The organism is Serratia sp. CY40230 (assembly GCF_052168835.1).
Classification (GTDB): Bacteria; Pseudomonadota; Gammaproteobacteria; order Enterobacterales; family Enterobacteriaceae; genus Serratia; species Serratia nematodiphila.
The window spans coordinates 81,825-96,895 of the sequence record NZ_JBJNLX010000007.1 but is presented as its reverse complement, the minus strand read 5'-3'; the positions used below and the strand labels follow the sequence as shown (position 1 = coordinate 96,895).

Below are 15,071 nucleotides of genomic sequence, written 5' to 3'. Positions count from 1 at the left end.
CCGCTATGGTTAGGTTTGAAAATAAAGACCCCCTGATGTTGGCGCGCCAGTTGCCGATTAAATCCGTAGCGCTGATCCTGGCCGGCGGCCGCGGCTCACGTTTGAAAGATTTGACCTCCACCCGCGCCAAGCCCGCCGTCCACTTTGGCGGCAAATTCCGCATCATCGATTTCGCCTTGTCGAACTGCCTGAACTCCGGCATCCGCCGCATCGGCGTGATCACCCAATACCAGTCGCACACGCTGGTGCAGCACATTCAGCGCGGCTGGTCGTTCCTCAACGAGGAGATGAACGAGTTCGTCGATCTGCTGCCGGCCCAGCAGCGCCTCAGCACCGAGCATTGGTACAAGGGCACCGCCGACGCGGTGTACCAGAACCTGGATATCATCCGCCGCTACGAGGCCGAATACGTGGTGATCCTGGCGGGCGATCACATCTACAAGATGGATTATTCGCGCATGCTGATCGATCACGTCGAGAAAGGCGCTCAGTGCACCGTGGCCTGCCTGCCGGTGCCGCGCAGCGAAGCCGGCGAATTCGGCGTGATGAAGGTGGATGAAAGCGACCGTATCATCGAGTTTCTGGAAAAGCCCGCCGATCCGCCGGCGATGCCGGGCAACCCGGATATGTCGCTGGCCAGCATGGGCATCTATATTTTTAATGCCGCCTACCTGTTCCAGCTGCTGGAAGAGGATATGTCGACCCCCGGCTCCAGCCACGATTTCGGCAAGGATCTGATCCCGAAAATCACCGCGCAGCAGGCGGCGTGGGCGCATCCGTTTACCTTGTCCTGCGTGACGTCCAACCCCGATCTGCCGCCGTACTGGCGCGACGTGGGCACGCTGGACGCCTACTGGCGCGCCAATCTCGATCTGGCGTCGGTGACGCCGGAGCTGGACATGTACGACCGCGCCTGGCCGATCCGCACCCACATGGAACCGCTGCCGCCGGCCAAGTTTGTGCAGGATCGCTCCGGCAGCCACGGCATGACCATGAACTCGCTGGTGTCCGGCGGTTGCATCGTGTCCGGATCGGTGGTGGTGCATTCGGTGCTGTTCCCGCGCGTGCGAGTGAACTCGTTCTGTACCATCGACTCTACCGTATTGTTGCCGGACGTGAACGTCGGCCGTTCCTGCCGCCTGCGGCGCTGCATCATCGACCGCGCCTGCCACATTCCGGAGGGCATGGTGATCGGGGAAAACGCCGATGAGGACAGCAAGCGTTTCTATCGCTCGGAAGGCGGCATCGTGCTGGTGACGCGCGAAATGTTGTCAAAATTGTGAGTTAACGTGGGGGGGCAGAACGATAGCCTGCCGCCCGATGAACGGTTCGATGGCTTGCGCAACGCGGCACACATAACAGCGGCAAGCCTGCTTTATTTCTTATCCAGAGGCCTTCGGCCGACTTTCAGGAGTGATAATGCAGGTCTTACACGTATGTTCTGAAATGTTCCCCCTGCTGAAAACGGGCGGACTCGCAGACGTGGTTGGCGCGCTGCCGGCGGCGCAAATCGCCGAAGGCGCCGATGTTCGGGTGCTATTGCCCGCTTTCCCTGACGTACGCAACGGCATACCCGACACCGTGCTGGTGGCGGAAATCGACTCGTTCGCCGGCCGGGTTGGCCTGCGTTACGGCACCTACCATGGTGTGGGCATCTATCTCATCGATGCGCCCTGGCTGTATGACCGGCCGGGCAGCCCGTACCACGATCAGTCCATGTATGCCTACCCCGACAACCACCGCCGCTTTGCGCTGCTGGGCTGGATGGCCTGCGAGCTGGCCAAGGGGCTGGATCGCTACTGGCGCCCGCAGCTGGTGCATGCCCACGACTGGCACGCCGGTCTTAGCTGCGCCTATCTGGCCGCCAACGGCCACCCGGCGCGTTCGGTGTTCACGGTGCATAACCTGGCCTATCAAGGGCTGTTCTCCGCCCATCACGTGACCGAGCTGTGGCTGCCGGCGTCGTTCTACAACGTCTATGGCCTGGAGTTCTACGGCCAGATGTCGTTCCTCAAGGCCGGGCTGTTTTATGCCGACCACGTGACCGCCGTCAGCCCGACCTATGCGCGTGAGATCACCCGGCCGGAGTTCGGCTACGGCATGGAGGGGCTGCTGCAGGAGCGGCAGCGGCAGGGCAGACTGAGCGGCATCCTCAACGGGGTGGACGACAAGATTTGGGATCCGGCCCACGACCCGCGGCTGAGCGCCCGCTATGACGCCGACGATCTGAAAAGCAAGGTCAAAAACAAGCTGCATCTGCAAAAGGCCATGGGGCTGAAGGTGGACGAATCACTGCCGGTGTTCGCGGTAGTGAGCCGATTGACCAGCCAGAAAGGCCTCGATCTGGTGCTGCAGGCGTTGCCTGAACTGCTGGCGCAGGGCGGGCAGCTGGCGCTGCTGGGAGCCGGCGATGCGGTGCTGCAACAGGCGTTTCTGGCCGCCGCCGCCGACTACCCTGAACAGGTCGGCGTGCAGATCGGTTATCACGAATCCTTCTCCCACCGCATCATCGGCGGCGCCGACGTCATTTTGGTGCCGAGCCGCTTCGAGCCCTGCGGCCTGACCCAGCTCTACGGCCTGAAATACGGCACGCTGCCGCTGGTGCGCCGTACCGGCGGGCTGGCGGACACGGTGGTGGACTGCGCGCTGGAGAACCTGGCCGACGGCACCGCCAGCGGATTCGTGTTCGACGATTGCGACGCTGTCGCGCTGGGCAACGCCATCCGCCGCGCCATGGTGCTGTGGAGCCGGCCGAAACACTGGCGCCACGTTCAGCGCCACGCCATGAGCGTGGACTTCGGCTGGCCGGTGGCGGCGAAAGAGTATTTATCGCTTTATCAACGTTTGTAGCCTGCGTTTCGCGTTTCGGGTTGACGCGCGGCGGGCAGCCGTAAGGGTAGATTGTCGGGGCGCGGCGTGCCGCGTCCATGTTCAGCGGAGCCCGCTATTCCGCGGCGAATGGCGGGGCTCCCTACAAGGGATTAAAAAGCCATGACTTCACCGTTTAGTTACACCTCACCTACGGTCAGTGTGGAAGCGCTGAAACACTCCATCGCCTATAAGCTGATGTTTATCGTCGGCAAGGATCCGGCCATCGCCAACCGGCACGATTGGCTGAACGCCGTGCTGTTCGCGGTACGCGATCGCATGGTGGAGCGCTGGCTGCGTTCCAACCGCGCCCAGCTGTCTCAAGACGTGCGGCAGGTGTATTACCTGTCGATGGAGTTCCTGATCGGCCGCACCCTATCAAACGCGCTGCTGTCGATGGGCATCTATCAGGATATCGACAACGCGCTGAACGAGATGGGGCTGAACCTGGCGGAGCTGCTGGAGGAAGAAAACGACCCCGGGCTCGGTAACGGCGGTCTGGGCCGGCTGGCGGCCTGTTTCCTCGACTCGCTGGCGACGCTGGCGCTGCCGGGGCGCGGCTACGGCATTCGTTATGAATACGGCATGTTCAAGCAGAACATCGTCAACGGCCAACAGATGGAGTCGCCGGACTACTGGCTGGAGTACGGCAATCCGTGGGAGTTTCCGCGCCATAACACCCGCTACAAGGTGCGCTTCGGCGGCCGCGTGCAGCAGGAGGGGGCCAAGGCGCGCTGGCTGGAGACCGAAGAGGTCGTGGCCATCGCCTACGATCAGGTGATCCCCGGTTTTGACACCGACGCCACCAACACGCTGCGGTTGTGGGGCGCGCAGGCCAGTAATGAGATCAACCTCGGCAAGTTCAACCAGGGCGATTACTTCGCGGCGGTGGAAGACAAAAACCACTCGGAGAACGTGTCGCGCGTGCTCTATCCGGACGATTCGACCTCGTCCGGGCGCGAGCTGCGGCTGCGGCAGGAGTATTTCCTGGTGTCGGCCACGGTGCAGGATATCCTCAACCGCCATTGGCTGATGCACAAAACCTTCGACAACCTGGCGGACAAGATCGCCATTCACCTCAACGACACCCACCCGGTATTGTCGATTCCGGAGCTGATGCACCGGCTGATCGACGAGCATAAATTCAAGTGGCTCGACGCCTGGGAAGTGGTGGAGCAGGTGTTCTCTTACACCAACCACACGCTGATGAGCGAGGCGCTGGAGACCTGGCCGCTGGATATGATTGGCCGCATCTTGCCGCGCCACCTGCAGCTGATTTTCGAAATCAACGATCACTTCCTCAAGATGGTGCAGGAAGTGGCGCCGGACGACAACGATCTGCTGGCGCGGGTCTCGATCATCGACGAAACCAACGGCCGCCGGGTGCGCATGGCGTGGCTGGCGGTGGTGGCCAGCCACAAGGTCAACGGCGTTTCCGCCCTGCATTCCGAACTGATGGTGCAGTCGCTGTTCGCCGACTTCGCCCGGCTATTCCCGACCCGTTTCTGCAACAAAACCAACGGGGTGACGCCGCGCCGTTGGCTGGCGCTGGCCAATCCGCCGCTGGCGGCGGTGCTGGACGACTGCATCGGTCAAACCTGGCGCACCGATCTCAGCCAACTGAGCGAGATCAAGGCCAACGTCGATTACCCGAGCTTCCTGCAGGCGGTGCAGCGCGCCAAACGGCAGAACAAGGAGCGGCTGGCGCTGTACATTGCCAAAACGCTCAACGTGGTGGTCAACCCGGATGCGTTGTTCGATGTGCAAATCAAGCGCATCCACGAGTACAAACGGCAGCTGCTCAACGTGCTGCACGTCATCACGCTGTATAACCGTTTGCTGGCTGACCCTGACATCGAGCGCGTGCCGCGGGTGGTGATCTTCGCCGGCAAGGCGGCCTCAGCCTACTATGCCGCCAAGCAGATCATCCGCCTGATCAACGACGTGGCCAAAGTGATCAACAACGATCCGCGCGTGCATACCCAACTGAAGGTGGTGTTCATCCCGAACTACGGCGTCAGCCTGGCGCAGATCATTATCCCGGCGGCGGATCTGTCGGAACAGATCTCGCTGGCGGGCACCGAGGCCTCGGGCACCAGCAACATGAAGTTTGCGCTGAACGGCGCGCTGACCATCGGCACGCTGGACGGCGCCAACGTCGAGATGCGCGAGCACGTGGGGGAGGAGAATATCTTTATCTTCGGCAATACCGCCGAGCAGGTTGAGGAACTGCGCCGCAACGGTTACAACCCGCGCCAGTACTATGAGCAGGATCCGGAGCTGCATCAGGCGCTGACGCAGATCGCCACCGGGGTGTTCAGCCCGGAAGAGCCGAAACGCTATGGCAATTTGTTCGACTCGCTGGTCAACCTCGGCGATCACTATCAGCTGTTGGCGGATTACCGCAGCTATGTGGACACGCAGGACAAGGTGGACGAGGTCTATCTCAATCAGGACGAGTGGACGCGGCGCGCGGTGCTGAATATCGCCAATATGGGCTACTTCTCATCCGATCGCACCATTCAGGAATACGCGGATGAAATTTGGCACATTAAGCCGGTGAAGCTGTAAAGCGAGAGAGGAAAAAAGCAAAGGGCCGGATAACCGGCCCTTTTTCGTTACGCTGCAGCTCAGGAAGCCAGAGACAGCGCTTTCGTTTTCGCGTGTTCCGCCAGCCAGGCTTTCACTCGCGCCTGCTGCGCTTCGTCCAGCCACATGCCCAGCTTGGTGCGGCGCCAGATGGCGTCGTCCAGCTCCACGACCCACTCTTTCTCGGTCAGGTAGCGCAGCTCGGCTTCATACAGACCGTGGCCGAAATCTTCGCCCAGATCGGCGAGGCCGTTGGCGCCGGCCAGGATCAGCTCGCTCTGGCTGCCGTAGGTGCGGGCATAGCGGCGCGCCAGGGCTTCCGGCAGCCAGCTGTGTGCACGGCGCAGTTTGGCCGCGTAGCCGTCGCGATCGCCATCGATGTCACCGCCCGGCAGCGTGGCGTTTTTGGTCCACGCCGGGCCGCAGCCTGGGTAGTAGTGGGCCAGTTTTTCCATCGCATGTTCGGCCAGCTTGCGGTAGGTGGTCAGCTTGCCGCCGAACACCGACAGCAGCGGCGCCTTGCCTTGCTCGTCGTGCACGTCCAGCGTGTAATCGCGGGTGATCGCCTGCGGTGAATCGGATTCGTCGTCGCACAGCGGACGCACGCCGGAGTAAGTCCAGACGATGTCGTCGCGGCCCAGCTGCTTCTTGAAGTGATCGTTGTACACTTTCAGCAGATAAGCGATTTCGTTCTCGTCGATCTTCACGTCTTTCGGATCGCCTTTGTACTCCACGTCGGTGGTGCCGATGATGGAGAATTCGTCATTCCACGGGATCACAAACACGATGCGGTGGTCTTCGTTCTGCAGAATGTAAGACTGCGGCTGATCGTGCACGCGCGGCACCACGATGTGGCTGCCTTTGATCAGGCGGATGCCGTAAGGCGATTTCAGCTTCAAGCCGTCGTCGAAGAAGTTTTTCACCCACGGGCCGGTGGCGTTCACCAGGCCTTTGGCGCGCCAGGTGAAGGTTTTGCCGCTGTCGATATCGACCGCTTCCACCATCCACAGGCCGTTTTCACGCCATGCGCGGGTCACTTTGGTGCGGGTGCGCACTTCGCCGCCGCGTTTTTCCACTTCCTGCGCGTTCAGCACCACCAGGCGAGCATCGTCGACCCAGCAGTCGGAATATTCGAAACCGCGCTTCAGTTCAGGCTTCAGCACCGACTCTGGTCCAAAGCGCAACCCCTTGCTGCCCGGCAGGCTGGTGCGTTTGCCCAGGTGATCGTACAGGAACAGGCCGATGCGGATCATCCAGGCCGGACGCAGGTGCGGCTGGTGCGGCAGGCGGAAACGCATCGGGAACGCGATGTGCGGCGCCAGCTTCAGCAGCACTTCACGCTCGGCCAGCGCTTCGCTTACCAGACGGAATTCGTAGTGTTCCAGGTAGCGCAGGCCACCGTGGATCAGTTTGGAACTGGCGGAAGACGTAGCACAGGCCAAGTCTTGCGCTTCCAGTAGCAGTACCGACAGCCCGCGCCCGGCAGCATCCGCCGCGATGCCGGCACCGTTGATGCCGCCACCGATAACGATCAAGTCTTTGGTTTCCACGTCATCTTCCTCCAGATGTTCGAAATAGCTCTTTCATGTTCGTTTTCGCTCATGATTGTAATCAAAAACCAACAAGCAAGCCAAGAGTTAACCAAACAAAAACATTTAGGCGTGATAGAGGTAACAGTTTGGTGATGATAGTCACATAAACAGTATGGATATGGCGCGGGCGCGCAAACGGCTGTCGATGAGGGGAGTCTGAAGGGATGAAACGGGGCGGCGGCGCGCCCCGCAGGTTAAGGCCGGATCAGCACAACTCCAGCTGCACGTCGTACTGTTCGATGATTTTCATCACGCTCGGCGGCGGCAGTTGGTCGGTAAACAGGTAGTCGATCAGGTTCATGTTGCCCAGGTTGACCATAGCGTTGCGGCCGAATTTGGAATGGTCGGTGACCAGCATCACGCAGCGGGAATTTTCGATAATCGCGCGTTTGGTGCGCACTTCGTGATAGTCGAATTCGAGCAGCGAGCCGTCCATATCGATGCCGCTGATGCCGAGAATGCCGTAATCGAGGCGGAATTGGGAGATGAAGTCCAGGGTGGCTTCGCCCATGATGCCGCCGTCGCGGGTGCGCACTTCACCGCCGGCCAGGATCAGGCGGAAGTCTTCCTTGGCGGTCAGCAGGGTGGCGACGTTAAGGTTGTTGGTGACCACGCGCAGGTTCTTGTGGTTCATCAGCGCATGGGCCACCGCCTCCGGCGTGGTGCCGATATCGATGAACAGCGTGGCGCCGTCCGGGATCTGGCTGGCGACGCGCTGCGCGATGCGGGCCTTCTCTTCCGACCACATCACCTTGCGATCGTTATAGGCAGCGTTGACCGAGCTGGAAGGCAGCGCCGCGCCGCCGTGGTGACGCTGGATCTTGTTCTGGTCGGCCAGGTCATTCAAATCGCGGCGAATCGTTTGCGGGCTGACGTCAAAATGTTCGACCAGCTCTTCCGTGCTGACGTAACCCTGCAGGCGCACCAGCTCGATAATTGCGTCATGACGCTGTGTTTGCTTCACGATAATCCCCTAAAACGCCCGCTATGCCCATTGGGGCATAGCTCCCGGCTGTTATTGTTCGTTGTGTGCGCGATGACGCGTATCCCAAAATGCCATCAATAACCCTAACACTAAACCGGCTACGTGTGCCGCGTTGGCGATCGACATTCCTAAAATATCGAAATATCCGGCCACCAGCCACAGCACCGAGAACACCATCAGGCCGCGCGGCAGCATCAGGCCGCGCTCCGGCGCCCGTTCGCCCGACAGCCAGACATAGCCCATCAGCGCATAGACCACGCCCGACAGCCCGCCGAACAGCGCGCCGCTGAACAGCGATTGCGCCCAGCCGCTGAAGAACGCCGACACCACCGCCAGCACGAACAGCTTGCCGGCGCCGAGGCGTTTTTCCATCTGGCCGCCGAGATACCACCACCACATCAGGTTAAACAGGATATGCAGCAGGGAGAAATGCAGGAACGCATGGCTGACCCAGCGCCACAGCTGGGTGTATTGGCTGCTGTCCTGCGGCCAGGAGAGCCAGTACATCACGGTATCGTCGCCCAGCGCCTGCATCAGAATATAGACCGCGATGCACAGCACCATCACGCCGAGCGTCAGCGGCCCGGCCTTGCTGCGCAGGGTGTGCAGGTAGGATTCGCTCTGATAATGCAGGCCGGCGTCGGTATGGCCGGTCTGCCAGCTGGCGGCCTGATAACGGCGGTTGAGCGGATCGGCCAGAAACTGCTGCAGCTCGTGTTGCACCTGCTCGAGGTGACCGTCGTCGGCCAGCCAGATTTCCGCCGCCTCGCTGCTGTTGCGCAGCTCAAGCCGGATGCCCTGGGTCGCCATATAGTCGACAAAGGCCAGCGCCAGGCGCGGGTTGGATATGGCGATTACTCTAACCATTGCTCTTCCGTCGTAAGTGAATGATTTTGGCCGCGGCTTGCTCGCCGGCGACCCTGACGGCCGATTATAACGTCGAAATCCTGAGCGCTGGCAAACGGATCTGCGAAAAACCCGCGAAAACGCGCACAAAAACGAAGGGGAAGCCCGCCGACGCACGGCGGGCAGCGGGGATCAGGCAGAGGTTTCCACGTCTTGCGGATACTGGCGGGCCCAGGCTTCGAAGCCGCCGTCGATGCTGTAGACCGCGTCGAACCCCTGGTGCAGCAGGTACTGCGCCGCGCTGCGGCTGCTGTTGCCGTGGTAGCACATCACCATCACCGGCCGCTCGAAGTCGTTTTGCTGCATAAAGGCCGACAGGGTGGCGTTGGTGAGGTGAAAAGCGCCCGGCGTATGCCCGGCTTCAAAACTTTGCGGATCGCGGATGTCGACCAGGGCGGCGCTGCCCTCTTTCCAGCGGGTGTACGCCTGCTCAACGTTGATCGCTTCGAACTGTTCCATACTGCTGACTGCCTCGTAATAGGGGGACGCCGCTATTGTAACCAACTCTGCGGCGTTTAAGACCAGAGGGATATCAGGGTTTTTACGCGCCGTACCCCATCATTTTCAGCAGCTGCTGCGCCTGCTGCACCGCCTCCTGGCGATGAGCCACGCCCAGTTTCTGATACAGGTTGCGGATATGGGTCTTGATGGTGGTGGCCGCTACATCCAACTCACCGGCGATCTGGTCGTTGCTGTAACCGGAATAGATCAGCCCCAGCACCTGCCATTCGCGTTGGGTCAACGGACTGGTGCGGATCAGTTCCGGCACCTGTGGGTGGGTCAGCAGCTTATCGACGAAGTTCTCGTCAAAATGCGCGAACTTGTGCCGATGATGCTGGTTGATGTCGCGCAAGATACGCTGGGCGCGATGCTGTTCCAGCTCCGGCAGCGTGTTGAGCTGGATCAGCTGGCGCAGCTGCTGCGCCATCGCTTCGCCCTCGATGACGAAGTGGCTGATAAAGCCGGTGCGGTTGGCCAGCGACAGCGCTTCGATCAACGCCTGCTGCGCTTCGCCTTTGCGCTCTTGCAGCCAGTAAAGCTGGTTGCTGAGCAGCAGATTGCGGTTGAGATCGCTCACCAGCCGCAGGCGGCGGGCGTTTTCGTTCAGTTCATCCAGCACCACGCCGGCCTCTTCATACTGGCCGAGCAGGATCTGCACCCGCGCGATGTTGCGCCATTGGCCCTGCGTGAAGTGGTTGTCCGCCATGCCGGGTTTTTCGGTGTGGCGCAGCCACTGGGCGGCGGCGGCGGTGTCGCCGGTCATCTGCCAGTGGATCACCCGCGATTTGTCGGTGTTGGTCAGCCAGTCGCGATGATAGTGCGCGCCGTGCAGCAGGGTTTCGCAGCGCTGCAGATGGGTATTGGCGTTGTCCAGATCGCCGCGCGCCAGCGAGCATTTGGCCAGCATGGCGATGCACTGCAACTGCTGTTGCGGTTGGTAGTTGGCCAGGATTTTCAGCCCGGCGCGCGCCGCGTCTTCCGCCTCGTCCAGCCGCGACCACGACCACAGGATCTGGGCGCGGATGCGCAGCAGGAATTCGTGCATCGGTAGCTGTTCCAGATGCTGTTCGCGGATCAGTTCGAACGCCTTGTCCTGGGTTTCGTAAGCGGCCTGCAGGAAGCCTTGGGCGATAAGGATTTCGCTCTGCTGCAGCAGCGCCCAGAGCGCGTAATGGTTGGCCTGATGACGACGCGCCATCTGCTCGGTTTGCTGCATCATCGGCAGTGCGCGCGCCAGTTCGCCCTTGCAGTGGTGCACTTCGCCGGTCACCGAGGTGGTGACGATGCGGCTGTAATAGCTCGACAGCGGCAGGAATTTCAACGCTTCGGTCGCCAGCCGCTCGGCTTCTTCCGGTTTGCCGGCGTTGATCGCCACCTGGGCGCGCAAGGCGTCAAACTCGGCGTGCAGCGTTTGGTCTATCTCGATTTTCTGCTCGCGCATGGTGCGCTCGGCGCGCTCCAGCAGGGTGTTGACCTCACTGTAGCGGTGCTGGCTCTGTGCCAGCCAGGCCTGCAGCAGCGCCAGCTTGGGGTTTTGGATCAGTCGCTCATAAGGCAGCGCGTTGAGGCACTCCTCCAGCAAGGCCAGTTCGCTGTGGTGGAACAGCGACCAGGCGTGTTGCAGCAGGATATCGCGCAGCATGCTGACGTCGCTGGCCGCCAGCGCATGGTGTATGGCCTCCGCCGGATACCCCAGCGCCAGCCAGCCCTCGGCGGCGGCGCGGTGCAACCCCGGCAGCTCCAGCGCCAGTTCCCACTGGCAGCGCTGGCGCAGGAAAGAGGCGAACAGCGGATGGAAGTTGAACCATTCGCCGGTGTCGTCCATGCGGTGGATAAACAGCCCCTGGCGCTCCAGCTCCTCCAGCCGTTGCTGGCCGTTGTCTTCGCCGGTCAGCCGCACGATCAGCGCGTCGTTCATCGAGCGCAACACCGAACAGCGCAGCAGGAAGGCGCGCGCATCGGCATCGACATGATCCAGCACTTCGTCCACCAGATAGTCGGACAGGTGACTGGCGTTCAGCCCCGCCAGCCGCTTGGCCGACAGCTGAGCCGATGAGGCGGATTGGCGGGCCGACAGCGCGATCAGCTGCAGCGCGGTGGCCCAGCCTTCGACTTCGTCGCACAGGCGGCTGCTGTCCTGCTGTTCCATTGGCGCCGCCAGACGGCAATCGAAGAACTGTTTGGCCTCTTGGTGGGTGAACGCCAGCTGCTGCGTGCCCATTTCCAGCAGCTGGTCGCGCACCCGCAGGTTGGCGATGCCGAGCGGCGGCAGGGTGCGCGAGAGCAGGAGCAGCGTCAGGTTTTCCGGCTGATGGCGCAGGAAAAAGCGCATGGCTTCGTGGATGGCGTCGTTGGTGATCAGGTGATAGTCGTCGATCACCAGATACAGCGGTTGATGCCAGTCGGCCAGCTCGATAAACAGTTGGGCGAACAGCGCCGACAGGCTGGCGTACTGGTGTTTCTGGCTCAACGCCTCGCTCTTGACGCAGCGGCCGCCGCTGGCCTGCTGCAGCGCGGCGATCAGGTAGCTGGCGAAACGCTCCGGCTGGTTGTCGCTCTCATCCAGGGAATACCAGCCCAGATCGGCCTTGCCGGCCGCCCATTGGGCGATCAGCGTGGTTTTCCCGTATCCCGCCGGGCAATTGACCAGTGTCAGACGATAGTTGCCCGCGCTGGCCAGTTTGGCCAGCAGGCGATCGCGGATCACGGTATTTTGCAGCCGTACCGGGCGGCTCAGTTTTGATGGGATCAGCATAGTATTCCAGGGTATAAATCGCGGTTCCCGCCGGGATTGGAGTGGCGCTAATTATTTTATGGTTCGTAATTAATAGCTCCCCCTAACTTCTGCCAACCCTAAACGTATTGCAACAAGCTTCCGCATCGGCTTGGAGTTAAGTTGCTATCGATCACACTTTTTTACGTTTGGCGTCGGAGTACGGCGATACGGTGGCGGATCGCATTTCCGGCCATGGACAAAACTTCAGCAGCGCGAATACTTGTGCTAACGTCAGGGTTAACGTTCTCAGTGCTCGCCGCACGCGTTGGCGGGCTTTTTTGCATCGTTGCAAGGGAGTCAAAAAGTGCCTGAGATCACAATTCCAGCTACGCCCCAATCCTCCTCCCCAGCTAATCCCCAGGCGGGATGATGCCGTCAGGCTTTCTCACCGGCACGATAGCGGCAATTTGACCCACTTACTGGATAGAGAGTTTTCCTTATGTCACAGCCTACGCTCAAGAAGGATGCTTTTCTGGCGGCGCTCGCCCGTCAGTGGCAACGGTTCGGCCTCAGTTCCGCACAGCAGATGACGCAACATCAATGGTGGGAAGCCGTCAGTGCGGCGCTGGCCGAGCAGTTGGCCGCGCAGCCGGCGCCGCGCAAAAGCGCCAAACCGCTGCGCCACGTAAACTACATCTCGATGGAGTTTCTGATCGGCCGGCTGACGGCGAACAACCTGATCAACCTGGGCTGGTACGACACCGTCGAGCAGGCGCTGGCCGAGCAAAACGTCAAGCTGGCGGATCTGCTGGAGCAGGAAACCGATCCGGCGCTGGGCAACGGCGGGTTGGGGCGGCTGGCGGCCTGTTTCCTCGACTCGATGGCGACGGTGGAACAACCGGCCACCGGCTATGGGCTGAATTACCAGTACGGGCTGTTCCGTCAGTCGTTCCGCGATGGGCAACAGCAAGAGGCGCCGGATAACTGGCAACGCGAGAGCTATCCGTGGTTCCGTCACAACGCCGCGCTGGCGGTGGACGTGGGCATCGGCGGCAAGCTGGAAAAGCAGGCCGACGGCCGCGAACTGTGGCGCCCCGCCTTCACCCTGCGCGGCGAAGCCTGGGATTTGCCGGTGCTGGGGTATCGCAACGGCGTGGCGCAGCCGCTGCGCCTGTGGCAGGCGACCCATCAGCATCCGTTCAACCTGAGCGATTTCAACGACGGCAAGTTCCTGCAGGCGGAGAAGCAGGGCGTAGAAGCCGACAAGCTGACCAAGGTGCTTTACCCGAACGACAACCATCAGGCCGGCAAGCGCCTGCGCCTGATGCAGCAGTATTTCCAGTGCGCCTGCTCGGTGGCGGACATTTTGCGCAAGCACCATCAGGCCGGCCGCAAGATTGAAGAGCTGCCGAAGTACGAAGTGATCCAGCTGAACGACACCCACCCGACCATCGCCATTCCGGAAATGCTGCGCATTCTGCTGGACGAGCACCAGCTGGAGTGGGAGGCAGCCTGGGCGATCACCAGCAACACCTTCGCCTATACCAACCACACCCTGATGCCGGAAGCGCTGGAATGCTGGGATGAAAAATTGGTGCGCAGCCTGCTGCCGCGCCATTTCTCCATCATCAAACAGATCAACGCCAGGTTCAAAAAGCTGGTGGATAAGCACTGGCCGGGCGACGAGGCGATGTGGGCCAAACTGGCGGTGCACCACAACAAGCAGGTGCGCATGGCCAACCTGTGCGTGGTCAGCGGCTTTGCGGTCAACGGCGTGGCGCAGCTGCATTCGGATCTGGTGGTGAAAGATCTGTTCCCGGAATACCACCAGCTGTGGCCGAATAAATTCCATAACGTCACCAACGGCATCACGCCGCGCCGCTGGCTGAAACAGTGCAACCCGGCGCTGTCGGGCCTGATCGATGAGACGCTGAAGGTGGAGTGGGCGAACGATCTCGACGCGCTGCGCGGGCTGGAGAAATTCGCCGACGACGCGGCGTTCCGCCAGCGTTATCAGCAGATCAAACGCGACAACAAGGTGGCGCTGGCCCAGTACGTGCACGGTGTGATGGGGTTGACGCTCGACCCGGACGCGATCTTCGACGTGCAGATCAAACGCCTGCACGAGTACAAACGCCAGCACCTGAACCTGCTGCACATCCTGTCGCTGTATCGCCAGCTGCGCGACAACCCGAACCTGGACATCGTGCCGCGCGTGTTCCTGTTCGGCGCCAAGGCGGCGCCGGGTTACTACCTGGCGAAGAACATCATCTACGCCATCAATCAGGCGGCCGAGAAGATCAACAACGATCCGCTGGTGAAGGATCGCCTGAAAGTGGCGTTCATCCCTGACTACCGTGTGTCGGTAGCCGAACTGATGATCCCGGCGGCGGATATCTCCGAACAGATCTCCACCGCCGGCAAAGAGGCTTCCGGCACCGGCAACATGAAGCTGGCGTTGAACGGCGCGCTGACGGTCGGCACGCTGGACGGCGCCAACGTCGAAATCGCCGAGCAGGTGGGCGAAGACAATATCTTTATCTTCGGCAATACCGTGGAGCAGGTGAAGGCGATAGTGGCGAAGGGTTACGATCCGCTCAGCTACCGCAAGAAAGACAAGCACCTGAAGGCGATTCTGGACGAGCTGGCGAGCGGTGCCTTCAGCCACGGCGACAAGCACGCGTTCGACATGATGCTGCACAGCCTGCTGGAAGGCGGCGATCCCTACCTGGTGCTGGCGGACTTTGCCTCGTACTGCCAGGCGCAGCGCCGGGTCGACGAGCTGTATCGCGATCGGGACGAATGGACGCGGCGGACTATCCTTAACACCGCGCGCGTCGGCATGTTCAGCTCGGATCGCTCGATCCGCGATTATCAGCAGCGTATCTGGCAAGCCAAACGTTAAGGAGAGCGA

General features: G+C 61.3%; 9 protein-coding genes. 4 read left to right on the top strand and 5 right to left on the bottom strand.

The genetic code is table 11. The features are described 5' to 3' along the window. The first annotated feature begins 5 nt into the window (after window positions 1–5). The 3 genes from glgC (at window position 6) to glgP (ending at window position 5,439) form a co-directional block, all read left to right on the top strand. A complete protein-coding gene (gene glgC, locus ACJ8IJ_RS22000; RefSeq protein WP_004930810.1) occupies window positions 6–1,283 on the top strand; it encodes a glucose-1-phosphate adenylyltransferase in 1,278 nt (425 codons plus the stop codon). Between the two features lie 136 nt (window positions 1,284–1,419). Beyond that, the gene (glgA, locus tag ACJ8IJ_RS21995) at window positions 1,420–2,850 is read left to right on the top strand and encodes a glycogen synthase GlgA (RefSeq protein WP_004930807.1); all 1,431 of its coding nucleotides are present in this window, start codon (window positions 1,420–1,422) and stop codon (window positions 2,848–2,850) included. Window positions 2,851–2,991: 141 nt separating this feature from the next. Continuing rightward, window positions 2,992–5,439 carry a glycogen phosphorylase gene (gene glgP / locus ACJ8IJ_RS21990; protein ID WP_004930804.1) on the top strand — a complete coding sequence of 816 codons (2,448 nt, stop codon included), beginning with the start codon at window positions 2,992–2,994 and terminating at the stop codon, window positions 5,437–5,439. 59 nt (window positions 5,440–5,498) lie between these two features. Here glgP and glpD read toward each other — a convergent pair whose 3' ends face one another. From glpD to malT, 5 genes are all read right to left on the bottom strand, one after another. After that, window positions 5,499–7,007 carry a glycerol-3-phosphate dehydrogenase gene (gene glpD, locus ACJ8IJ_RS21985; protein ID WP_131165343.1) on the bottom strand — a complete coding sequence of 503 codons (1,509 nt, stop codon included), beginning with the start codon at window positions 7,005–7,007 and terminating at the stop codon, window positions 5,499–5,501. A 247-nt stretch (window positions 7,008–7,254) separates the two neighbouring features. Then, entirely contained in the window at window positions 7,255–8,013 is a 759-nt protein-coding gene (locus ACJ8IJ_RS21980; RefSeq protein ID WP_004930797.1) for a DeoR/GlpR family transcriptional regulator, read from the bottom strand. 51 nt (window positions 8,014–8,064) lie between these two features. Then, entirely contained in the window at window positions 8,065–8,901 is an 837-nt protein-coding gene (gene glpG, locus ACJ8IJ_RS21975) for a rhomboid family intramembrane serine protease GlpG (RefSeq protein ID WP_442518914.1), read from the bottom strand. 171 nt (window positions 8,902–9,072) lie between these two features. Then, a complete protein-coding gene (glpE, locus tag ACJ8IJ_RS21970; protein ID WP_004930790.1) occupies window positions 9,073–9,399 on the bottom strand; it encodes a thiosulfate sulfurtransferase GlpE in 327 nt (108 codons plus the stop codon). An 82-nt stretch (window positions 9,400–9,481) separates the two neighbouring features. Beyond that, the gene (gene malT, locus ACJ8IJ_RS21965) at window positions 9,482–12,196 is read right to left on the bottom strand and encodes an HTH-type transcriptional regulator MalT (protein ID WP_442518913.1); all 2,715 of its coding nucleotides are present in this window, start codon (window positions 12,194–12,196) and stop codon (window positions 9,482–9,484) included. 460 nt (window positions 12,197–12,656) lie between these two features. Here malT and malP point away from each other — a divergent pair, with 460 nt between their 5' ends. Continuing rightward, window positions 12,657–15,062, top strand: a complete 2,406-nt coding sequence (gene malP / locus ACJ8IJ_RS21960) for a maltodextrin phosphorylase (protein ID WP_166730414.1) — start codon at window positions 12,657–12,659, stop codon at window positions 15,060–15,062. The last annotated feature ends 9 nt before the right edge of the window (window positions 15,063–15,071 follow it).

Excerpts from the sequence above, each read along its gene's own strand:
- glgC (WP_004930810.1), top strand. The coding sequence starts at position 6 with ATGGTTAGGTTTGAAAATAAAGACCCCCTGATGTTGGCGCGCCAGTTG.
- glgA (WP_004930807.1), top strand. The coding sequence starts at position 1,420 with ATGCAGGTCTTACACGTATGTTCTGAAATGTTCCCCCTGCTGAAAACG.
- glgP (WP_004930804.1), top strand. The coding sequence starts at position 2,992 with ATGACTTCACCGTTTAGTTACACCTCACCTACGGTCAGTGTGGAAGCG.
- glpG (WP_442518914.1), bottom strand. The coding sequence starts at position 8,901 with ATGGTTAGAGTAATCGCCATATCCAACCCGCGCCTGGCGCTGGCCTTT.
- glpE (WP_004930790.1), bottom strand. The coding sequence starts at position 9,399 with ATGGAACAGTTCGAAGCGATCAACGTTGAGCAGGCGTACACCCGCTGG.
- malT (WP_442518913.1), bottom strand. The coding sequence starts at position 12,196 with ATGCTGATCCCATCAAAACTGAGCCGCCCGGTACGGCTGCAAAATACC.
- malP (WP_166730414.1), top strand. The coding sequence starts at position 12,657 with ATGTCACAGCCTACGCTCAAGAAGGATGCTTTTCTGGCGGCGCTCGCC.